Annotated in this window: 21 protein-coding genes; 6 read left to right on the top strand and 15 right to left on the bottom strand. The window is 61.1% G+C overall.

Annotated elements, in window-relative coordinates:
• The first annotated feature begins 6 nt into the window (after nt 1-6).
• Nucleotides 7-552 (top strand): DUF4251 domain-containing protein, encoded by a 546-nt coding sequence (locus Q1Y33_RS00315; RefSeq protein ID WP_300797162.1) that lies wholly within the window; start codon nt 7-9, stop codon nt 550-552.
• A 90-nt stretch (nt 553-642) separates the two neighbouring features.
• Here Q1Y33_RS00315 and Q1Y33_RS00310 read toward each other — a convergent pair whose 3' ends face one another.
• The 3 genes from Q1Y33_RS00310 to ispF form a co-directional block, all read right to left on the bottom strand.
• Complete coding sequence (locus Q1Y33_RS00310) at nt 643-1,032, bottom strand: hypothetical protein (protein WP_300797160.1); 390 nt, start codon at nt 1,030-1,032, stop codon at nt 643-645.
• A gap of 96 nt (nt 1,033-1,128) precedes the next feature.
• Nucleotides 1,129-1,524 (bottom strand): hypothetical protein, encoded by a 396-nt coding sequence (locus Q1Y33_RS09660; RefSeq protein WP_363322782.1) that lies wholly within the window; start codon nt 1,522-1,524, stop codon nt 1,129-1,131.
• Nucleotides 1,525-1,708: 184 nt separating this feature from the next.
• Nucleotides 1,709-2,188, bottom strand: a complete 480-nt coding sequence (gene ispF, locus Q1Y33_RS00300; RefSeq protein ID WP_295906522.1) for a 2-C-methyl-D-erythritol 2,4-cyclodiphosphate synthase — start codon at nt 2,186-2,188, stop codon at nt 1,709-1,711.
• A gap of 66 nt (nt 2,189-2,254) precedes the next feature.
• On the opposite strand from ispF, the gene Q1Y33_RS00295 reads away from it, so the two are divergent.
• Nucleotides 2,255-3,706: an aminoacyl-histidine dipeptidase gene (locus Q1Y33_RS00295; RefSeq protein WP_300797158.1), complete on the top strand. Its 1,452-nt coding sequence runs from the start codon at nt 2,255-2,257 to the stop codon at nt 3,704-3,706.
• Between the two features lie 79 nt (nt 3,707-3,785).
• Nucleotides 3,786-4,448: an HAD family phosphatase gene (locus Q1Y33_RS00290; protein ID WP_300797157.1), complete on the top strand. Its 663-nt coding sequence runs from the start codon at nt 3,786-3,788 to the stop codon at nt 4,446-4,448.
• Nucleotides 4,449-4,551: 103 nt separating this feature from the next.
• Here Q1Y33_RS00290 and Q1Y33_RS00285 read toward each other — a convergent pair whose 3' ends face one another.
• Nucleotides 4,552-5,367, bottom strand: a complete 816-nt coding sequence (locus tag Q1Y33_RS00285) for an SDR family NAD(P)-dependent oxidoreductase (protein ID WP_300797155.1) — start codon at nt 5,365-5,367, stop codon at nt 4,552-4,554.
• A 201-nt stretch (nt 5,368-5,568) separates the two neighbouring features.
• Here Q1Y33_RS00285 and Q1Y33_RS00280 point away from each other — a divergent pair, with 201 nt between their 5' ends.
• The gene (locus Q1Y33_RS00280; RefSeq protein ID WP_300797153.1) at nt 5,569-5,934 is read left to right on the top strand and encodes a DMT family protein; all 366 of its coding nucleotides are present in this window, start codon (nt 5,569-5,571) and stop codon (nt 5,932-5,934) included.
• Nucleotides 5,935-5,944: 10 nt separating this feature from the next.
• On the top strand, nt 5,945-6,559 hold the full coding sequence (locus Q1Y33_RS00275; RefSeq protein WP_300797152.1) for a methylated-DNA--[protein]-cysteine S-methyltransferase: 615 nt from the start codon (nt 5,945-5,947) through the stop codon (nt 6,557-6,559).
• Between the two features lie 41 nt (nt 6,560-6,600).
• Here the strand turns inward: Q1Y33_RS00275 and Q1Y33_RS00270 are convergent, their stop codons facing one another.
• From Q1Y33_RS00270 to Q1Y33_RS00220, 11 genes are all read right to left on the bottom strand, one after another.
• Nucleotides 6,601-7,515, bottom strand: coding sequence for a transporter (locus tag Q1Y33_RS00270; protein WP_300797151.1), 915 nt, complete (start codon nt 7,513-7,515; stop codon nt 6,601-6,603).
• Between the two features lie 163 nt (nt 7,516-7,678).
• On the bottom strand, nt 7,679-8,128 hold the full coding sequence (locus Q1Y33_RS00265) for a GatB/YqeY domain-containing protein (protein ID WP_300797149.1): 450 nt from the start codon (nt 8,126-8,128) through the stop codon (nt 7,679-7,681).
• A 30-nt stretch (nt 8,129-8,158) separates the two neighbouring features.
• A complete protein-coding gene (locus Q1Y33_RS00260; protein WP_300797148.1) occupies nt 8,159-11,146 on the bottom strand; it encodes a xanthan lyase in 2,988 nt (995 codons plus the stop codon).
• A complete protein-coding gene (locus Q1Y33_RS00255; protein ID WP_300797146.1) occupies nt 11,136-12,584 on the bottom strand; it encodes a sodium:solute symporter in 1,449 nt (482 codons plus the stop codon). The genes Q1Y33_RS00260 and Q1Y33_RS00255 overlap by 11 nt, the downstream gene beginning before the upstream one ends.
• Nucleotides 12,585-12,831: 247 nt before the next feature.
• A complete protein-coding gene (locus tag Q1Y33_RS00250) occupies nt 12,832-13,404 on the bottom strand; it encodes a hypothetical protein (RefSeq protein ID WP_300797145.1) in 573 nt (190 codons plus the stop codon).
• Nucleotides 13,405-13,436: 32 nt separating this feature from the next.
• On the bottom strand, nt 13,437-13,922 hold the full coding sequence (locus tag Q1Y33_RS00245) for a sigma-70 family RNA polymerase sigma factor (RefSeq protein WP_300797195.1): 486 nt from the start codon (nt 13,920-13,922) through the stop codon (nt 13,437-13,439).
• 202 nt (nt 13,923-14,124) lie between these two features.
• Nucleotides 14,125-14,880 carry an endonuclease gene (locus tag Q1Y33_RS00240; protein WP_300797143.1) on the bottom strand — a complete coding sequence of 252 codons (756 nt, stop codon included), beginning with the start codon at nt 14,878-14,880 and terminating at the stop codon, nt 14,125-14,127.
• A gap of 282 nt (nt 14,881-15,162) precedes the next feature.
• Nucleotides 15,163-15,384 carry a DUF2795 domain-containing protein gene (locus tag Q1Y33_RS00235; RefSeq protein WP_295906499.1) on the bottom strand — a complete coding sequence of 74 codons (222 nt, stop codon included), beginning with the start codon at nt 15,382-15,384 and terminating at the stop codon, nt 15,163-15,165.
• Nucleotides 15,385-15,546: 162 nt separating this feature from the next.
• Nucleotides 15,547-16,098, bottom strand: a complete 552-nt coding sequence (locus Q1Y33_RS00230; RefSeq protein ID WP_300797141.1) for a cob(I)yrinic acid a,c-diamide adenosyltransferase — start codon at nt 16,096-16,098, stop codon at nt 15,547-15,549.
• Nucleotides 16,095-16,607, bottom strand: a complete 513-nt coding sequence (locus Q1Y33_RS00225; RefSeq protein ID WP_300797140.1) for a hypothetical protein — start codon at nt 16,605-16,607, stop codon at nt 16,095-16,097. The genes Q1Y33_RS00230 and Q1Y33_RS00225 overlap by 4 nt, the downstream gene beginning before the upstream one ends.
• Nucleotides 16,608-16,613: 6 nt before the next feature.
• Nucleotides 16,614-17,885, bottom strand: a complete 1,272-nt coding sequence (locus Q1Y33_RS00220) for an NAD(P)/FAD-dependent oxidoreductase (RefSeq protein WP_300797138.1) — start codon at nt 17,883-17,885, stop codon at nt 16,614-16,616.
• 84 nt (nt 17,886-17,969) lie between these two features.
• Between Q1Y33_RS00220 and Q1Y33_RS00215 the strand changes: the two genes are divergently transcribed.
• The gene (locus Q1Y33_RS00215; protein WP_300797137.1) at nt 17,970-18,905 is read left to right on the top strand and encodes a transcription antitermination factor NusB; all 936 of its coding nucleotides are present in this window, start codon (nt 17,970-17,972) and stop codon (nt 18,903-18,905) included.
• Nucleotides 18,906-18,907: the final 2 nt, after the last annotated feature.

Here is an 18,907-nt window from a genome sequence, read left to right as displayed (position 1 = left end):
TGTGCTATGAAAAAAACAGTCTTTATCGTTGTCACGGGCCTGCTGCTGTGTGTCGCGGCCTTCACCGTGATCGGACAGAAGCAGGTTCTGTCGCCCAAGCAGGAGCGCCGCGAGGTGCGTGAGAAACGCCGTGCGGACCGCATCGCCGAGTACGAGAAGTTCACCGACTCGCTCGTGCTGTCGCGCAACTTCCAGTTCAACCCCCAGACCATGCAGCAGCAGCCCGCAGGTCCCATGCGCCAGATCATGAACCCGGCCTTCAGCGTCCAGATCTGGGACGGCACGGCGGACATCTGCCTGCCCTATGTCAAGGGGTACGTGCCGCCCTACTACTCGACGGTCATCAACTACACGGTCTCCAACCTGACGGGCTACACCTCCGAGCAGACCCACGAGGGGAGGATGGTGACCTTCTCGACGTCGCTCTTCTCGGCCTCGACCTACACCTTCACCTTCGAGATTTTCTCCCGCACGGGCGGTGCGAACCTCACGATCACCAACCCGTGGTACAACCCCGTGCAGTACACCGGCACGATCTCGAAAGTCTACTGACACCCGCACCGCGGCATGCGCTGCCGGAAAACAAGCACAAAGGCTGACCCCGCTCACGAGATCAGCCTTTGTCTTTATTATTTAATTTAATTAATTGACTCTTGTAAATTCGTAATATAACTCATCATTGCTTGCATCAACATAATGCAGTTGCAGTTTGTTGGCTGTTATTGTGACATCGTAATATCCCTCCAACTGCGAACCGATGATGGTTAAATATCTTTCGGCCTCTCGGTAATCGTATTCAAAATTTTCAGTTGAATCTCCCGACCCGTTAGGATAAACATATTTGATGGATCCGGTTTTGTTTGAGTTGAATTTAACCGTGATAAGAGTTCCTGCCGTGTTGGTTTGCTGCCAGCTGCCGACAATTGCAGAATAAGTTGATGGGGCGTCATCTTTATCATCACTGCATGCAGAGAAAGAGCACATGACAAATGCAGCCACAAACATCATTAGAAGATAGTTTAGTTTTTTCATAGTATAAGTATTTTATCATCACAAAAGTAACCAGATTTGAAATTTTGTGCGAGTGGCTTGTGTTGTGTATTCATACACAGGAGTGTGGTAATTTTTTCACGGTTTGCCATTCTGTGGATCCGAAAGTGGGTCCTCGATATGATTTTCTATTTCTTCCCTATAATGGACAAAAAAATCATGATGCAGAATTTGGGATATTCTTAATAAGGTTTCCGTATCGATACTTTGGCGTTTGAAGATATTATACACGTTGGTTCGATCGCAAAAAAGCTTTTTTGCAAACCACGTAATGGTCCTTTCCTGACGGCGAAGTTCCGCTTCAATGAGTTGTCCGATATGGATCATAATAATATGGGGGTCACGTGCTGTTTCCTGTGTCTGAAAGAAATACAAAAGAGAAACGCGGACAATATCTTTTGTCTGCATCAGAGGTATTGGACGACCCACAAGTAAGACAGAAGAAATGCCCGCGCTGAAAAACAGCACGAGCATCAACTTTAGTTCCTTACTTGTTAGAAAGTGTCCAATTTTCTGATGCAAGTAGAAAAGCCGATGCGTATCTATGTATGTTTCGCCTGCCAGGCGTTAGCGTAATGCTTTTATTCTCTCATGTGCTTTTGTTTGTAATTGTGTCTATTTGGTGTCGATGAATAATCATATTGTGGAGGTCTTTGCGTCAGGGTCTGAATATCAGCGCCACGGCCGAGACCGAGACCCCCTCCTCGCGCCCTTCGAAACCGAGGTGTTCGGTCGTCGTCGCCTTGACCGACACGCGCTCCGTGTCGATCCCCATCGCCCCGGCCATTGCCGCGCGCATGGCGTCGATGTAGGGCCGCAGTTTGGGCCGCTGCATGCGGATCGTGCAGTCGACATTGCCGATCTCGTAGCCCCGTTCGCGCAGCATCGCCGCCACGCGGCCCAGCAGCACTTTCGAGTCGATGCCGGCGTAGTCGTCCGACGTATCGGGAAAGTGCAGCCCGATGTCGCCCAGCGCCGCGGCACCCAGCAGCGCGTCGCACACGGCGTGGATCGCCACGTCGCCGTCCGAGTGGGCGACAAACCCCTGCGTGTGGGGAATCTCCACGCCCCCGAGCACCAGCCGCAGGCCGTCGGAGAGGGCGTGCACGTCGTATCCGTGTCCTATTCTGAACTCCATAATCGTGTCATTACTTTTGTCAAAGTTAGGAAAATTTTTTATTTTTGCGAAAAACCTGTATTCGCTATGTCGGAAATCACCTCACTGGAACCCCGCATCGTCTGGGAACAGTTCGATGCCATCACGCGCGTGCCGCGTCCCTCGAAGAAGGAGGGCCGGATCATCGACTTTCTGGTCGACTTCGCCAAACAGCACCACATCGACTACCGCAAGGACGCCATCGGCAACGTCGTGATGCGCAAGCCCGCCACGCCGGGCTACGAGGATCGCCCGACGGTCATTCTCCAGGCCCACATGGACATGGTCTGCGAGAAGAACTCCGACGTGGAGTTCGACTTCGAGCACGACGCCATCCGCACGCGCATCGAGGACGGGTGGGTCAAGGCCGAAGGGACGACGCTCGGTGCCGACTGCGGCATCGGCATGGCCGCGGCGCTGGCCGCGCTGATCGACCCCGCGGTCGAGCACGGACCCGTCGAGGCGCTCTTCACCGTCGACGAGGAGACGGGCCTGACGGGTGCCTTCGAGCTGGGCGAGGGGATGCTCTCGGGCAAATACCTCATCAACCTCGACTCGGAGGACGAGGGCGAGATCTTCATCGGCTGCGCGGGCGGCATCGACACGATCGCCACGTTCCGCTACACGATGGAGCCCGCGCCGAAGAACTACTCGTTCTTCCGCGTCGACGTCTCCGACCTGCTGGGCGGACACTCGGGCGACGACATCGACAAGGGGCGCGTCAACTCGAACAAGACCGTCGCACGCCTGCTGTGGGACGGCATGCAGAGCTGCGAGCTGCGCCTGAGCTACTTCTGCGGCGGCAACCTGCGCAACGCCATCCCGCGCGAGGCCTACGCCATCTTCGGCGTGCCGACACGCTACAAGGAGGACTTCATCAAGCGCTACCGCCTCTTCGCCGCCGACATGGAGGCCGAGTTCAAGCACCGCGAGCCCAATTTCCGCATCACGCTCAACGAGATGCCCGAGGTGGACGAGGTGCTCGACCGCAAGACGCAGTTCGGGCTGGTCTACTCGCTCGTCGGCGTGCCCAACGGCGTCATCGCCATGTCGTTCGCCGTGCCGGGCCTCGTCGAGACCTCGACAAACCTCGCGTCGGTGAAGTTCGAGTCGGACAACCGCATTGTCGTCACCTCGTCGCAGCGTTCGTCGGTCGAGAGCGCCAAGACCTACGTCATGCAGATGGTCGAGTCGGTCTTCGCGCTGGCCGGGGCCGACGTCGCCCATTCGGACGGCTACCCGGGCTGGGCGCCCAATCCCGACTCGGAGCTGCTGAAGGTGACCGTCAGCGCCTACGAGCGCCTCTTCGCCGCGGAACCCAAGGTGCGGGCCATCCACGCGGGACTGGAGTGCGGGCTCTTCCTCGAGAAGTACCCCGACCTGGAGATGGTCTCGTTCGGCCCGACGCTGCGCGGCGTGCACTCGCCCGACGAACGGCTCGAGATCGCCACGGTACCCAAGTTCTGGGCGCTGCTGCTCGAGGTGCTCAAAACCCTGTAGGAATATCCCGATTACCGACGGAGGGCCGCAAGGCCTTCCGTCGATTCTTTGCGACTGATAAAATGGAAATGAAACGATCATGAAGAGAGCTGCGCTTTTCGATATGGACGGCACGCTCGTCGACAATACGCAGGCGCATATCCGCGCCTTTGAAATCTTCTGCGCGCGCTACGGCGTCACGGGCTGGAAGGAGAAGCTCTCGCAGGCCTTCGGCATGGGCAACGACGACATCATGCGCCTGATCATGCCCGCGGAGGTGCTCCGCGAGCGGGGCCTGGCGTCGCTGGCCGAGGAGAAGGAGGCGATCTACCGCGAAATCTACGCCCCGGAAATCCACCCCGTCGAGGGACTCGTCGCGCTGCTCGAGTCGCTGCGCGCGGCGGGTGTGCGCTGCGCCGTGGGGTCGTCGGGCTGCCGCGCGAATGTCGATTTCGTGCTGGAGAAGTGCCGCATCGGGGAATTTTTCGACGCCCGCATCTCGGGCGACCGGGTGACGCGCTGCAAGCCCGATCCGGAGATCTACCTCACGGCCGCCGCGGCACTCGGCATGTCCCCGGCCGACTGCGTCGTCTTCGAGGATGCCAAGGCGGGCATCGAATCGGCACGGCGGGCCGGAGCCGGACGGGTCGTGGCACTTGCGACGACACTGCCGCACGAGGTGCTCGAGCGCGAGACGGATGCCGACGTGATCGGTGCGACGTTCGCCGACCTGCCGGGGCTCGACCTCCTGCTCGCCGACTGATTCACTGTGTTGCTGCGCCGCTGCAAACGGCAGGGCCGCCCTTGCGAGGGCGGCCCTGTGCATATTCCGTAGAAGCGACCGGCGAGGAACGCCCCGGCAGCGGTCATTCGGTCCATTGCAGCAGCCGGCGGACGGCCGGGATGCGCAGGGCGGGACGGATCGCCGCCGCCGGGATGATCCGGCAGAGGGCGACGCACAGTTTCGTGCAAAGACCCGGGATGCAGCGGTGCCGCCCGCGGAAGAGCGCCTTCAACCCCTTGCGGGCCACCGTGTCGGGCGGGAGCATCACGTCCCAGCGGCGCAGGCGGCGGCGCCACGTATCGGGCAGGTCGTAGAGCGGCGTATCGACAGCCCCGGGATAGACCGCCGTGACATGCACGCCCCGGCCGCGGAGCTCGCTGTCGAGCGAACGGGCGAAACTGCGCAGAAAACTCTTCGTCGCGGCATAGGCCGCAATCGTCGGATAGGGCATCCAGGCCGTGGCCGACGACATGAGCAGGATCGCCCCGCCGCCGCGCCGCACCAGCTCGGGGGCGTAGAGGCGGCACAGCAGCGCAGGGGTCGTGCAGTGCAGCGCGACGATCGTGCGCAGGCGCTCGGGCGGCGTCGTCTCGGTCAGTCCGAAGAGCAGCATCCCGGCGTTGCAGACCAGTACGGCGATATCCAGTCCGCGGCGTGCGGTCTCGTCATGGAGCCGCTGCGCGGCATCCTCCCGGGCAAGGTCCAGGCAGAGGGGCAGCGTCCGGACCCCGTACTGCCGGGCAATCTCCCCGGCGGCCGTGCGGTTCTCCTCCTCGCGATTGCTCACCAGCACCACGCCGTAACCCAGTGCGGCCAGCTGTGCGGCATAGGCCCGGCCGATTCCCGACGAGGCCCCCGTCACCAGCGCATATTCTCCTTTTTTCGCTCTCCGTTGCATATTTACCTTCCTTTCGTTGTCCAGTGCCCGGCAAGCGGACCGCACGGCCCGGCACCGGCGCCCTCCGGCCTCTACGTTTCGCAGCGCCGGACGTCCGTGCGGCCGCAAAATTCGCGGAGCAATGGCCAACGTATTGAAAATTTGTCTATTTTTGCACCGCTCTTTAACGGAAACAAACATTCAAACGCTGATACAGTCACCATGTTACGCGGTCTCTCCACCATCGTTCTGCTCGTCATCTCCAACGCCTTCATGACGCTGGCATGGTACGGGCACATCGCCTTCAAGTCGCGGCTCGAACGCTTCGGCCTCATGGCCATCGTGCTGTTGAGCTGGGCCATCGCCCTGTTCGAATACTGCTTCCAGGTCCCGGCCAACCGCATCGGCAGCACCGAATTCGGCGGTCCCTTCTCGATCTGGGAGCTCAAGGTGATCCAGGAGGTCGTCTCGCTCTCGGTCTTCACCGTCTTCGCGCTGGTCTTCATGCGCTCGGACACCCTGCGCTGGAACCACCTCGCCGGATTCCTCTGCCTGATTCTGGCCGTCTACTTCATCTTCCGCAAATAAACGCCGCCGCGTGACCCGCGAACGACACGACGACACACCCGAAGCTGCAACCGGACGCTTCATCCTGTGGCGGCGCCATGCGACGCCCTGCGGAGCGGTGCGTCTCGGGGCTTTCGACAGCCGGCTCTGCCTCTGCGACTGGGCCGACGCCCCGTCGCGCGACTTCGTTGCTCGGCGCCTCGAACGGGGGCTGCACGCCCGCCTTGCGGAGTGCCGCGACGCCTCTCCCCTGCCCGATTTCAGTGAGCCGGACCGCCCGGCCGAAGCAGCGACCCGCTGCATGCTCAACCGGGCCGCACGGCAGCTCGACGAATACTTCGCCGCGCAGCGCCGCACGTTCGACATTCCGCTGCTGACCGTCGGCACGCCGTTCCAGCAGTCGGTCTGGAAGCTGCTGGCGGAGATTCCCGCCGGGGAGACCCGCTCCTATGCGTGGCTGGCGGCCCGGCTGGGACACCCCCGCGCGGTGCGGGCCGTCGCCGCGGCCAACCGCGCCAACGCCCTCTCGATCTTCATCCCCTGCCACCGCGTCATCGGCAGCGACGGTTCACTCACGGGCTACGCCGGCGGCCTTGCAGCCAAACGGCTGCTGCTCGGGCTGGAGCAGGCGGCGCTCCTCCGCTGACGGAGAGACCCCGCCCCGCCATCGCATCATTTCCACCCCATCTACCACCCTCTTTCGTGGTCCTTGCGGTAAATCTGGTAGGAGTTCACGATATTCTGCCAGACGATGTAGGCCGTCGGGGCAATCGACGAGATCGGATCGAGGAACGACTGCGCCATCCACACGGCCAGCACCGTATTCTTCTGCCCGAGCGACTGACCGCCGGCCGGCGGATCGCCGTAGCGGCGTCCCAGCGCGCGCCCGACCTTGAACTGCACGAGGCAGATCACCAGCGCCGCGAAGGCGAGCCACAGTTCGGTCGAAAGGTCGGCCCCGTGCAGATCGATGATGAAGGCCGTCGTGCGGCCGATGATGACCGCAAGCGACAGCAGCCACATGTAGAACGAAATCTGGCTGTGGTCGCCGATCCACTTTGCGGTCTTCGGCATGACGAAACGCAGGAACTGCGCCGCGGCGAAGGGCATGATGAGCAGCGGGGCGATGCGGGCCAGAATCTCCGTGAAGCTGCACTCGCCCGTTCCGGTAAAGGAGAGGATGACGGGTGCCACGAGGGCCACAACCATGTTGCACAGCAGGCTGTAGGTGGCCATCGTCGCAACGTTGGCCCCGAGCATGCCAGCGATGACGACGGCGGCCATCGCCACGGGTGCCAGTACGCAGATCATCGCCCCCTGCGCCACGACTTCGTTCAGCGGATAGAGCAGCAGATAGACGCCGACACACGCCGCGATCTGGAAGAGCAGCAGCCACAGGTGCATCATCGAGGGGTGCATCTGGCTCGGCTTCACGCGGCAGAAGGTCACGAATAGCATCAGGAAGATAAGCGTCGGGGTAATCATCTGTCCCGACCAGGCCTCCAGCGCCGTGAACGGACGGCACAGCAGGGCGCCGATCACCATGGCCGTCGGCATGGCAACGGTTCTGACGTTGCGGTGCAGGTGTTCGAGTATATGCATGTTTTTCGGTTTCTCTTCAACGATTCGCAAGCGCCGGGCCGGGCCGCAGCCGCTCCATGCCCCCGGGATGCACCGGACGGAGCACGGAACGCCGGGCCGGAGCGTCACCCGCCGGAAAGCCTCCCGCCACAAGGCCGGGATTCACCTCCCGTTCTGCCGCAGATTACGACAGCAACTCCTTGACCTTGGCCGAAATGTCCTTGCCTTCGGCGCGGCCGGCCAGCCGCTTCGACGCAACGCCCATCACCTTGCCCATCTCTTTCATCGACGTGGCACCCACCTCGGCGATGATGGCCTTCACCTCGGCCGTCAGCTCCCCGGCCGTGAGCTGTTTGGGCAGAAACTCCTGATAGACGGCCACCTGCGCCAGTTCCTCGTCGGCGAGGTCCTGCCGGTTCTGCTGGGCGAAGATTGCCGCGGAGTCCGTGCCCTGCTTGGCCAGTTTCGAGATAATCTTCAGCACGTCGGCATCGGGCAGTTCGGCGATCTCCGGACCGGCCGTCTTGGCCTCGATGATGTACTTCTTGGCATTGCGCAGTGCGCTCAAACGCACCGTGTCCTTGGCCTTCATGGCCTCCATGATTCCCTTTGAAATCCGTTGTTCGAGTGACATGATATTTTGGTTTTTAGTGTATTGCAACGGTTATTTGTCATTTTGCATGAACAGGAAGTCCAGCACGTCGCGCATCAGCCGCTCGCGCTGTGCCGCATCGGTCAGCGCCTCGAACGGGAATCCCGTGACGACCGTGCGGGCACCCGCATCGCAGGCCACGCCCGCCGTGCGGCCGCTCTCGATGTAGCGCAGCACCGTAAAGGCTCCCTCGCCTGCAGGACGGAGCACATCGGCCGCCTCGACGGCATAGCCGTCCTGCGACAGCCGGTCGCGGTAGCGGTATTCGCCGCGCGTGAAGCCGCCGTGCCCCGTCACGACGCGCACCCGGCCGCGGTGTGCCGCCCCGCCGTCCCAGGCCACGCGGAGCACCCGCTCGGCAAAGGCCCGGTCCGAAGCGTCGGACAGCGCCCCGTTCCAGAGGTCCGACGCCACGTAGCAGCCCGAGGCGAAGAGCGCCCCGCCCTGCGCGAGGTACTCCTCCAGCTCGCGCTGCAGATCGGGCGGGAAGGTGCGGAAGACAGCCTCGCGCACGCCGCGGCCCATCGTCGTCGTGCGCTGCTTGCCGAGGATGAGGTCCACGGCGGGACAGGCGCCCAGCGTGCAGGTGCCCCGCTCCACGGCGCGGACCGACGCCGAGCAGAAGGAGTACCCCGCCGCCATGATCGCACGCCCGTGCAGCGCCGGGTAGTCGAAGCTGTTGCCGCCGAGCACGTCCGTCTCATAGTCCCACGTGCAGGCGCCCAGCGCGCGGCTGTCATCCTCGCAGCGGGCCATGCCGAGGTCGTAGATGCGCTGGTTGCCGATGAACGAGATGTCGCGGCGGTCGGGCACGCCGCCGTCCACGTCGGCATAGAAGCCCGCCAGCGAGTCGCTCCGCATGCTGAAGGGAGCACTCGTGCGGTCGAAGCCGTTGACGACGAGCACGCAGCCCTTTTCGTCGGGCATGCGGCACGCCGAGAGCGTCTCGCTCGGGAAGCTCTCGCCGCCGGCATTCACGGCCGTCACGCGGTAGGAATAGAGACGCCCGGGCTCCTGCTCGGTGATGAGGAAGGGCTTTTCGGTGTAGACGCCCCGGTCGAAGGCGCCGTCATCGATGCGCGTGTAGACGATGTATCCGTCGGGCGCGGCCGTCGCCTCGAGCGAGTCCGCAACGGGCGTCCACGACACGCAGACGCGGCTCTCGCCGACAAACTCCGTCGCCACGGCCTCGACCGGCAGCGGCTGCACGACATAGGGCACGTCGTACTGCGACGCGAGGTAGCGCAGGATGCCCTTGTAGACGGCGCGGCTGACGAGGAACTTGAAGCGCGGGTCGCTGCCGTAGCGCATGTCGGCGAAGTTCTGATGCGAGAGCAGCTCGAGCAGCATCGTCGGGGCCCCCGGCACGCGGGCTTCGTAGTAGGAACGGTTCCAGAGCCCGCGACGACTCCACTCGGGCTCCCACGTGCGGCGGATGTCCGAGACAATCTGCGTCATGACCAGGTCGGTCAGGTCGCGCGAGCGGTAGCGGTCGGCCCCGCCGTCGAAGCGGCCCTTCGTGTCGCGCGTATAGAAGATGCCGAGCGTGCCGACGATACCGTCGCCGTCACGAACCCCGGCGTCCGAATGGAATGCCAGCGCCATGTCGACCGGAATGCGCAGCCCCGCGGAGTCGGGCAGGCGCGGCGAACCGCCCATCAGGGCATTGACCCAGTGGGCACGCGACATGTAGTCGTCCTTGTAGTCGTCCGTGCCCCGCTTCGGGGTGTAGACCTCCGGCTCGAAGCCCGCCCACTGCAACCAGTAGCGCGCCCCCTCGCAGAAGCGCGGGAAACCGCTCGTCTCCTCGGTGTACTCCACACCGGGGCGCCGCAGCGAGTCGCACACCGTGCGGGCGATGTTGCCGAAGCCGCCGCCGATCTTCACGGCATCGGCCGAGACGGTGCGTCCGGCGCGGCGCGAGCGGTTCGTGAGCGTCACAACCTCCTGCTCCCCCGCCGCGAAGTGAAAGCGCCCGAGGTAGACCCACGTGCCGCCGCCCATCGTCTGGTTGACGGCATAGCTCGACCGTCCCCCGAGGTGACTGACCGTATACACTGCATCATCAGTGCTTTCCGGTGTGGATTCATAGCTGACATAGACGGCATATTCGCCCCGTTCGGGAATGTCGGCGCTCCATACGGCGCGGCTCTCCGCCGCCGGGTCGGTCACCGTGCGCGTGCGGCGCGTCGTTCCCTCGCGGAAGGGGTTTTCGCCCGAACGGTAGACCTCGCGCCGGTGCGCAAAGCCCGCACCGCCCGTCGTCCACGCCTCGCGGCCCGCCTGTTCGCGGTACTGCGCCTCCCCGCCGTCGTTGTCGGCCAGCACTTCGTGCTTCTGCACGTCGCGCTCGCGCGGCAGCAGCACATTGGCCCCGGCATTCTCGAGCATCGGCACCAGATAAGGCAACACGTAACTCTGCGTATAGAGGTCCTCGCAGGTCATCCACAGTCGCGAGCGCTGCCAGCGCCAGCAGTTGCGCGTCTGGTCGAAATAGCGGCCGTGGCTCTGCCACAGCGCGATATGGCGTCCCGCCAGCCCGCGCGTCGGCACGGCCGGGCGGTCGAGCGGCGTCACGAGGGGCCGCTCCGAAGGGTTGACAAAGGGGATGATGCGCCGTTTTTTCCGGAGCTTCTCCAGCTCCGCATGGTTGCGGCAGGCCATCGGGATGAGCTCCGAGACCTCATGCCGGTCGGTGTAGAGCTCGATCCGTGCCTTGCGGTACTCGGCAGGCAGGACGGCCCGCACCGAGTCGTACATCGCCAGCACGTTCTGCTCGCGGAAGGGATAGTACGACAGCCCGATCGAGGTGTAGATGCGCACGCGGCTGCGCGACGCCTTCACGGCCTGCACCTTGACGTAACCGCCCGCCACCTCGCGCGCCACGATGCGCGTAAGGGTGCGCCCTACCTCCTGCCGCGTATGCACACCGATCCCGGCGGCCGAGACCGAAGCTGTGGCAAAGAGTGAGATGATGAGGTATAATATCTTACTTTTCATGACGTTTCAACAGCAACATACCGATTATGGTAAAGGCGGCATTGTAGACCAGCAGCTCGAACCCGATTCGGTAGTCCCACACCTCGCGCACGCCCCATTGCAGAAGGGCGCTCAACACGGGTGCCGCCACGGCAACGAGCGGCATCCAGCGGTCGCGGACCTGCAGCCGCGTGAAGAAGCCGAAGAGGAACATGCCCAGAATCGGGCCGTAGGTGTAGCTGACGACCCGGAAGACGAGGTTGATGCTGCTGTCGTCGGCTCCGTACCCGAAGGCGAGGATCACGAGGGCCATGCCTGCGGCCATCGCCACATGGACCCGGCGCCGGATGCGCGTCAGGGCGTTGTCGTCACAACGCTGCGGCGCCTTCAGGATATCGACCGTGAAGGAGGTCGTCAGCGCCGTGAGCGAACCGCCCGCCGCCGAGTAGGTGCTCGACAGAAGCCCGACGACAAACATCACGCCGACGACGGTCGGTAGCCCCCCGTTCACGGCAACGAGCGGGAAGACCTGGTCGCTCTTCCCGGGCAGCGCGAGCCCGGCATGGTCGACGTAGAGGTAGAGCAGCACGCCGAGCACCAGGAAGAGGAAGATCACGAAGATCTGGCACACGGCCGTGAGCAGGATGTTCTTCTGCGCATCGCGCGGCGTCGGGCAGCTCATGTTGCGCTGCATCATGTCCTGCCCGAGGCCCGTCATGGCGACGAGCGTCACGATACCCGCGACAAACATCTTCCAGAAGTAGCGGTCCGAAGCGGGATCGTCGAGGAAAAGTATCCGCGAATGGGGCGATGCCGCCACCTCGCGGGCCATCTCGCCGAACGAGAGCCCCAGCGTGCGGGAGATGAAGACGATCGACAGCACAAGGCTTGCGATCAGGCAGCACGTCTTGAGGATATCGGTGCGGATGAGCGAGCGGACACCGCCCTGCCGCGTGTAGAGCCACACGAGGGACATTGTCACCACCGCATTGAGCCAGAAGGGCAGTCCGTAGTGGTCGAAGACAAGCAGCTGCATGACGGTGCAGACGACATAGACCTGCAGCGCCGCGCCGAGCATCTTCGCGAAGAAGAAGCACCACGCCCCGGCGGCGTGCGAGCGGGCACCGAAACGGCCGTCGAGGTACTCGTAGAGCGAGACGAGGCGGAGCCGGTAGAAGGTCGGGATAAGCAGGAAGGCGACGATGAGCTGCCCGACGGTGAAGCCGGCGACCATCTGCATGTAGGAGAAGGAGTCGGCGGCCACCGAGCCCGGCACCGAGATGAAGGTCACGCCCGACATCGCGGCGCCGATCATGGCAAAGGCCGCCATGAACCACGGCGTGCGCCGGTTCCCGGTGAAGAAGCCGGCATTGTCGGCACGGCGTCCCGAGACCCAGGCAACGGCGCAGAGCACGGCTATGTAGCCCACGGTGGTGGCGATAACGGCGGCAGGTGTCATGCGTACAAGGTCAATACGAACGCAAAGATATAAAAAAAGACGAAACGGTTGCGGTTTCGTGCCACACTCGGACTGCTGTCCGCAGTCCGGCGTGATGACGGGCCATCCGCCCCACTCTACGCCGGCTCTCCCGTGCGGCGCGGGCCTTCACGCAGAAGCCGGCGGGACAGACAAACCGTTTTGTCCGTCCCGCCGGCATGCAGCATCGTTTATACCCGAAGCGCCGGGAAGCAGTAGGATGAAGCCGTCACGACCGGTCTTTCAGGCGGTCGATTATCTCATCGCAGGCCTTAAGCACCTTCCTGTCAATCAGATACTGACTACAGACGCCAGCCAGAAGGGCAACGCACATGACGGCTATGGCGGCGACACCCCGCGCCGGAATGCGGAACGAGTGGTGAATCTCGGGAAGCATGAAGCACATAAGGCCGGCCACCAGCACCCATGAGACCGCATTGACGATCATGTAGTTACGTTTGAATTTCCTTAATCTGGCCGTCGTCGAGACGACATCGTCCGTGCCGTATTCTATTTTTCCGAGCTTCCGGTACATAAATCCATAGCCGATCAGCATAAGGACATAGAATGCCGCAAGCATACCGGCAAGGCCCATGTCAAGCCCCCTGATATGGGAGGCAACCAGCGTGACAAGTACCGCGGCCCCCGCACCTGCCATGGTGGCTTTCCGGTTTGAATCCAGCACCCCGACCTTGCTCCGGAAGACCGTTTCCATCAGCTGCCGGTTGATTATCATCTGCCTGTCCACCCCCGCCTTGAGGTGTTCATAATCCGACTTCATCTGCCGGAGTTCATCCTGCATGGATAAATTGTCATTCTGCATAGCCCATTGATTTAGATGTTCATTTTCTTGAGTTCCTCCTTGATCCTGTAGAGCTGGAAGGAGACATTCTTTACGGAAATGCCTATGACCGCCCCGATCTCCTCATAAGACAACCCTTCGAGCCACAGGAGAATCAGCGCCCGGTCAACCAGTCCGAGACGGTTTATCCTGTCATACAGCCGTCTGACCTGCAGCGCCCTGTCGCTTATCCCTCCGAAGAGATCAACATCGACGCTTAACGGAACGCGCGTGGTCTTCTGTCTTCTTTTCTTCCGCTTCTGTCCGTTAATGCAGGTGTTGAGACTTACGCGGTAGATCCAGGTCCGGACATCCGACTCTCCGCGGAAAGAGTCATATCCTCTCCAGAGCCTGACCAGCACATCCTGAAAAAGGTCTTCCGCCTCCTCTCTGCCTCCGGAAAACATATAGCAGACGGTATAGACGACAGTCTTGTGCCTTTCCACCAATCGGGTGAATTCCTGTTCCTTCAGTTCCATCATGATTTCAGATTTCTACCATATTAGACAACCGAGCGACTGAAAAACTATAAAATTTTGCTGATATTACTCATATCGAAGCGCCCGCACCCCGCACCCAAACAAATAATTCCCCGCCAATCCAGCTGATTGACGGGGAATTAAGGGCGTTTCCGGGCCTAAAATATTTTTGTACCACAGACTATCGGCACGTCTCAATCCGCTAAATATAACGGAATGCCCCTCCACTTCCAAACGGGTATTTAGTTACGTCCTTGTTCATATAAGGTGAGTTGTCATCCAATACTCCTTCAAAACAACACCTTTCCCGTTTAAATTCATTTCCGAGCTCATCGTCAACTTTTGACCACGTATACCCACTCACCTTAAGCACAGCCCTGACAATTCCATGATATACCCCCAGTACGTAACGTATTTCTTTGGCACGGAACGGTGATATGGACCAATATTTCCTGGTCTTTTGATATATATCTACTCTTTTATATTTATCTTTTACTGAATCATAGCTTTTGTTCAGACTGACTAACAATATATGACCATTATCGTTTGCATCGATATTGATCTTTTCACATTCATAGATAACACCTATCTCTTCTATCGTCTTGATTCCCTCATTCCACTGATGGTAGCCGCCCTTGATATTTGCCAACACATGCTCCGTATTGAATGCAGAATAAGTCAGGACATCTATCAGCAATGACTCCATCTGAAGTGCCACCTCTTCCGAAAGCCTGTGACGAAGAATATAATGACCTACCTCCAATCCGGAATCGAGAATTGCACGAATCGTGTCGAGCTTCAGGGTTTCGTCATCCTCCAGAATTGCCGCAAGACAATGTTGGAACACTCTGTTGCCGCAACCTTTGCCGATATAGAATATCTTGTGATCTCTCGGATCTATCAAAGCATAGACATAATACCCGAGTTCCTCAACGACTTTCTTACTGAATTGTCTCATATAACCCAATATTGATACTGTTTCAAAAGATTTGTCCGATCCATGAAAAGGTCTATGGATTTTCCATGATTATTAAAAGCATCATCGCAACAGCTTGCGGCAATACTCACAAACCTTTGTAAAGGTAATGAAATTAGTCCTAACAAATCCCGATTTTTCCTCTCTAAAGATGTAAATTGCCCCCAAAACCGCACCGCCCAAGGCCATAAAACACCAGCGCGACAAACAAATTTTCATTGTTTATCGCGCTGATATTTAATTGTTTAATCTATTCGAAGAGCGTCAATACTCCTCCTCGTTGAAGAAGAAGTCGTCTTTTGAAGGATAGTCGGGCCAGATATCTTCGATGGATTCGTAGATCTCTCCCTCATCCTCTATTTCCTGCAGGTTCTCAAGCACTTCGAGCGGCGCACCGGAACGAATTGCATAATCTATCAGTTCATCTTTCGTCGCGGGCCAGGGTGCATCCTCGAGTTTCGAGGCCAGTTCAAGCGTCCAATACATAATAGTAGTTTTTTTTAGTTACTTACAATCAACGTCTTACAGTCCTCGCGGGCTACGACAGTAGCCATGACCGGATTGCAAAAGTATAAAAAAAACAAGAAATACAAAGAAAAAACGTCAAAACATCACCGTTACAACGTTCCGTTGCTGAAAAAGAACCCTTTAGGGTATCCACAACGTCTCTTCCACCCGATAGTGCGCCGTCAGCGTGCGTCCCAGCAGGTAGAAATAGTCCGACAGGCGGTTCAGCCACACGAGCGCCGTGGCATCGACGCCGTAGCGCTGATCGGCCCGCAGCGCCGCCCGTTCGGCCCGGCGGCAGACCGTGCGGCAGACGTGGCACAGCGACACGGCTTCGTGTCCGCCCGGGATCGTGAACTTGTCGATCGGCGGCAGCGCGGCCTGCATCGTGTCGATGCACGCCTCGAGCCACGCCACGCAATCGGGAGCCAGCGGCGCCATCTTGTCGCGCCCCCCTTCGCCCGCAGCCAGCAGCGCCTCGACGGTCATCAGCCGCGAGAGGATGCGGTTGAGCTCCTCCACGTGCGACGCCAGCGCCGCATCGGGACGCAGCCGGTCGGTCAGCAGCGCCACGAAGGCCGACAGTTCGTCGACCGAGCCGTAGGCCTCGACCCGCTCGTCGCACTTGAATACCCGCTCGCCGCCGATGAGCGACGTCATTCCCTTGTCTCCGGTTTTGGTGTATACTTTCATAGTTGAAAATGTTGTTTCGGCAAATGGTTGTTGAACACAAGCAGATAGCCCCGGTTGTCCACCGTCGTCGAACGGTGCGCCGCAATGATCTGCCGGCAGAGCGCCTGCCGCTCGCGCCCGGCATAGGGGGCGATCAGCGCCACGGTCCGGCGTCCGGCAGCCGCCTCGGCCACCAGGGCGAGGGTTGCGGCACGCGGCAGGTCGGGCAGCGCGATGCAGAGCTCCCCCTCCGCACGATTCATGCCGAAGGTCGCATAGCCGCAGTGGATCGCCAGGTTCTGCAGCTGCACGGCGCGGCGCGGCGCGACACCCGCCCCACACAGAGCCCGGTAGAGCGCGCGGTCGCCCGGCAGCAGCTCCCGCCGCATGAAGACCTCGCGGACGATGTCGTAGACAAAGGGCGAATGGACGCCGTGGCCGCGGAAGTAGCGGGCACGCGCGAGGCGGTTGCGCAGCTCGGAAAGCCGGCCCGAGAGGCGAAAACCGATATGATGACCGCCGATACGCATCGCCGCCTACTTTTTGAGCATGCCGGCCAGCCGGCCCGTGGAGAAGGCGATCTGGAGGTTGTAACCGCCCGTATTGGCATCCAAGTCGAGCACCTCACCGGCAAAATAGAGGCCGCGGACCTTGAGCGACTCCATCGTATGGGGGTTCACCTCGTCGCAGCGCACGCCGCCGGCCGTCGTCACGGCGTACTCGAAGGGGGCGTAGTCCGCAATGGGGAACGTCAGCCCCTTCAACGTGCGGATCAGGCGCGTGATTTGCTCCTCCGTGAGCTTCGAGACGTAGCTCTTCGAGTGGATGTCCAGTTCGTGGGCCAGCGGGAAGACCAGCTGCTTGGGAACCAGCTTGCGCAGCAGTTCGGCAAAGAACTCCGTGGGCTGCATGTCGGCCAGTTCGCGGGCGATGCGGTCGCGCAGGGTCTCTTCGTCGAGCGCCGGCTTGAGGTCGAGGACGATCTTCACGCGCCGCCCGTCGATGAGCGCATCCACGGCGTCACGGCTCATGCGCAGCGCCACGGCCCCCTCGATGCCGCGCTCCGAGAAGCCGATCTCGCCGAACTCCTCGCGCACGGGCTCCCCGTCGATGTGGAGCACGGCCCGCACGTTGCGCAGCAGCAGCCCGTCGAGGTGGCGCGCCTGCGGGTGCGACGTGACCAGCGGTGTGAGCGAGGGGCGCAGCGGCTCGATCGTATGGCCCAGATCGGCCGCAAAGGCGTATCCGTCGCCGGTCGAGCCGGTAGCCGGATAGGAGACGCCGCCCGTCGCAAGGATCACCTGCGGAGCCTCCTCCCGGCGCTCAAAGCCGCGCTTGTTGACGTACTCCACGCCGTAGACGCGGTCGCCGAGCGTCAGGATGCGCACCACGCGCGTGTCGTAGAGGATCTTCACGCCGTTGTCGACGCAGTAGTCCAGCAGCGCGTTGGCAATGTCCCAGGCCTTGCCGCTGCGCGGGAAGACCCGCTCGCCGCGCTCGATGTCGAGCTTCACGCCCTGCCGCTCGAAGAAGCGGATCGTCGCCCGGTTGTTGAACTCGGCGAAGGCCGGGGCGAAGAAGGCGGCATTCGTGCGCACCTGCGCGGCAAACTCCTCGGGCGGCCGGGCATTCGTCACGTTGCAGCGTCCCTTGCCCGTGATGCGGACCTTGCGGCCCGACTTCTCCATCTTCTCGATGAGCAGCACCCGCCGGCCGTTGCGCGCCGCCGTGCCCGCGGCCATCATGCCCGCGGCACCCGCCCCAACGACAATCACGTCGTAAGGCTGTTTTTCTGCGATCTGTTCCATACGGCTGCAAAGATACGCAATAATTTCTTTCATTCCGGAAAAAATTCCTATCTTTGCGGCCGTCAAAAATACGTTCTAAAAGTTATGTTGAGCAGAAGATTACTCCGCATAAAGGTCATCAAGGCCCTGTTCGCCCACCTGAAGTCGGGCGCCGACAACATGATGGCCTCGGAAAAGACGCTGATGGCCTCCGTCGACAAGGCCTACGACCTCTACTTCCAGCTGCTGATCCTCCCCGTCGAGGTGGCACGCTATGCGGAGCAGCGGCAGGAGCTGGCCAAGCAGAAGAAACTGCCGACATACGAAGACCTCCACCCGAACACAAAATTCGTCGACAACGCCGTCATCCGCATCATCGCCAACAGCGATTCGGTCAACGACCGCGTAGCCGCGCGCAAGCTGGGCTGGGCGCAGTACCCCGAGCTGATCCGCACGCTCTACACGCAGCTCACCGAGAGCGACTACTACAAGGAGTACATGCAGCGCGACGAACGCTCGCTGGACGACGACCGCCGCCTCGTCGAGACCTTCCTCAACGAATTGCAGCAGTGCGACGCGCTGGACGAGGCGCTGGAGGAGATGTCGCTGCTCTGGAGCGACGACCTGCCCTACATCCTCGTCATGGTGCTGCGCACGCTCTCCTCGCTGCGCGCCTCGCACACGGAGCTGAAGGTCGCCCCGAAGTTCAAGAGCCCCGACGATCCGGAGTTCGTGAAGACGCTCTTCGAGAAGTCGCTGGTCAACTACAACTCCTGCCAGGAGTACATCGAGAAGTTCACGGCCAACTGGGACGTCGAGCGCATCGTCTTCATGGACAACCTCATCATCGGCACGGCCATGACCGAGCTGATCTCCTTCCCGTCGATTCCCGTCAAGGTGACGCTCGACGAGTGGATCGAAATCTCGAAATACTACTCGACGCCGGGCAGCAGCACCTTCATCAACGGCGTGCTGGACAAGATCGTGGCCTCGCTGACCGAGGAGGGCCGCATCCGCAAGTCGGGCCGCGGCCTGATCTGAGC

The organism is uncultured Alistipes sp., from assembly GCF_949296715.1.
Lineage (GTDB): Bacteria > Bacteroidota > Bacteroidia > Bacteroidales > Rikenellaceae > Alistipes.
Note: the sequence above shows the minus strand (reverse complement) of the source record. Positions and strands in the feature narration are given on the sequence as shown.

Excerpts from the sequence above, each read along its gene's own strand:
- Q1Y33_RS00280 (WP_300797153.1), top strand. The coding sequence starts at position 5,569 with ATGTTACGCGGTCTCTCCACCATCGTTCTGCTCGTCATCTCCAACGCC.
- Q1Y33_RS00215 (WP_300797137.1), top strand. The coding sequence starts at position 17,970 with ATGTTGAGCAGAAGATTACTCCGCATAAAGGTCATCAAGGCCCTGTTC.
- Q1Y33_RS00285 (WP_300797155.1), bottom strand. The coding sequence starts at position 5,367 with ATGCAACGGAGAGCGAAAAAAGGAGAATATGCGCTGGTGACGGGGGCC.
- Q1Y33_RS00265 (WP_300797149.1), bottom strand. The coding sequence starts at position 8,128 with ATGTCACTCGAACAACGGATTTCAAAGGGAATCATGGAGGCCATGAAG.
- Q1Y33_RS00295 (WP_300797158.1), top strand. The coding sequence starts at position 2,255 with ATGTCGGAAATCACCTCACTGGAACCCCGCATCGTCTGGGAACAGTTC.
- Q1Y33_RS00250 (WP_300797145.1), bottom strand. The coding sequence starts at position 13,404 with ATGCAGGATGAACTCCGGCAGATGAAGTCGGATTATGAACACCTCAAG.
- Q1Y33_RS00310 (WP_300797160.1), bottom strand. The coding sequence starts at position 1,032 with ATGAAAAAACTAAACTATCTTCTAATGATGTTTGTGGCTGCATTTGTC.
- Q1Y33_RS00290 (WP_300797157.1), top strand. The coding sequence starts at position 3,786 with ATGAAGAGAGCTGCGCTTTTCGATATGGACGGCACGCTCGTCGACAAT.
- Q1Y33_RS09660 (WP_363322782.1), bottom strand. The coding sequence starts at position 1,524 with ATGCTCGTGCTGTTTTTCAGCGCGGGCATTTCTTCTGTCTTACTTGTG.
- Q1Y33_RS00315 (WP_300797162.1), top strand. The coding sequence starts at position 7 with ATGAAAAAAACAGTCTTTATCGTTGTCACGGGCCTGCTGCTGTGTGTC.
- Q1Y33_RS00220 (WP_300797138.1), bottom strand. The coding sequence starts at position 17,885 with ATGGAACAGATCGCAGAAAAACAGCCTTACGACGTGATTGTCGTTGGG.
- Q1Y33_RS00260 (WP_300797148.1), bottom strand. The coding sequence starts at position 11,146 with ATGAAAAGTAAGATATTATACCTCATCATCTCACTCTTTGCCACAGCT.
- Q1Y33_RS00225 (WP_300797140.1), bottom strand. The coding sequence starts at position 16,607 with ATGCGTATCGGCGGTCATCATATCGGTTTTCGCCTCTCGGGCCGGCTT.
- Q1Y33_RS00270 (WP_300797151.1), bottom strand. The coding sequence starts at position 7,515 with ATGCATATACTCGAACACCTGCACCGCAACGTCAGAACCGTTGCCATG.
- Q1Y33_RS00235 (WP_295906499.1), bottom strand. The coding sequence starts at position 15,384 with ATGTATTGGACGCTTGAACTGGCCTCGAAACTCGAGGATGCACCCTGG.
- Q1Y33_RS00230 (WP_300797141.1), bottom strand. The coding sequence starts at position 16,098 with ATGAAAGTATACACCAAAACCGGAGACAAGGGAATGACGTCGCTCATC.
- Q1Y33_RS00240 (WP_300797143.1), bottom strand. The coding sequence starts at position 14,880 with ATGAGACAATTCAGTAAGAAAGTCGTTGAGGAACTCGGGTATTATGTC.
- ispF (WP_295906522.1), bottom strand. The coding sequence starts at position 2,188 with ATGGAGTTCAGAATAGGACACGGATACGACGTGCACGCCCTCTCCGAC.
- Q1Y33_RS00255 (WP_300797146.1), bottom strand. The coding sequence starts at position 12,584 with ATGACACCTGCCGCCGTTATCGCCACCACCGTGGGCTACATAGCCGTG.
- Q1Y33_RS00245 (WP_300797195.1), bottom strand. The coding sequence starts at position 13,922 with ATGGAACTGAAGGAACAGGAATTCACCCGATTGGTGGAAAGGCACAAG.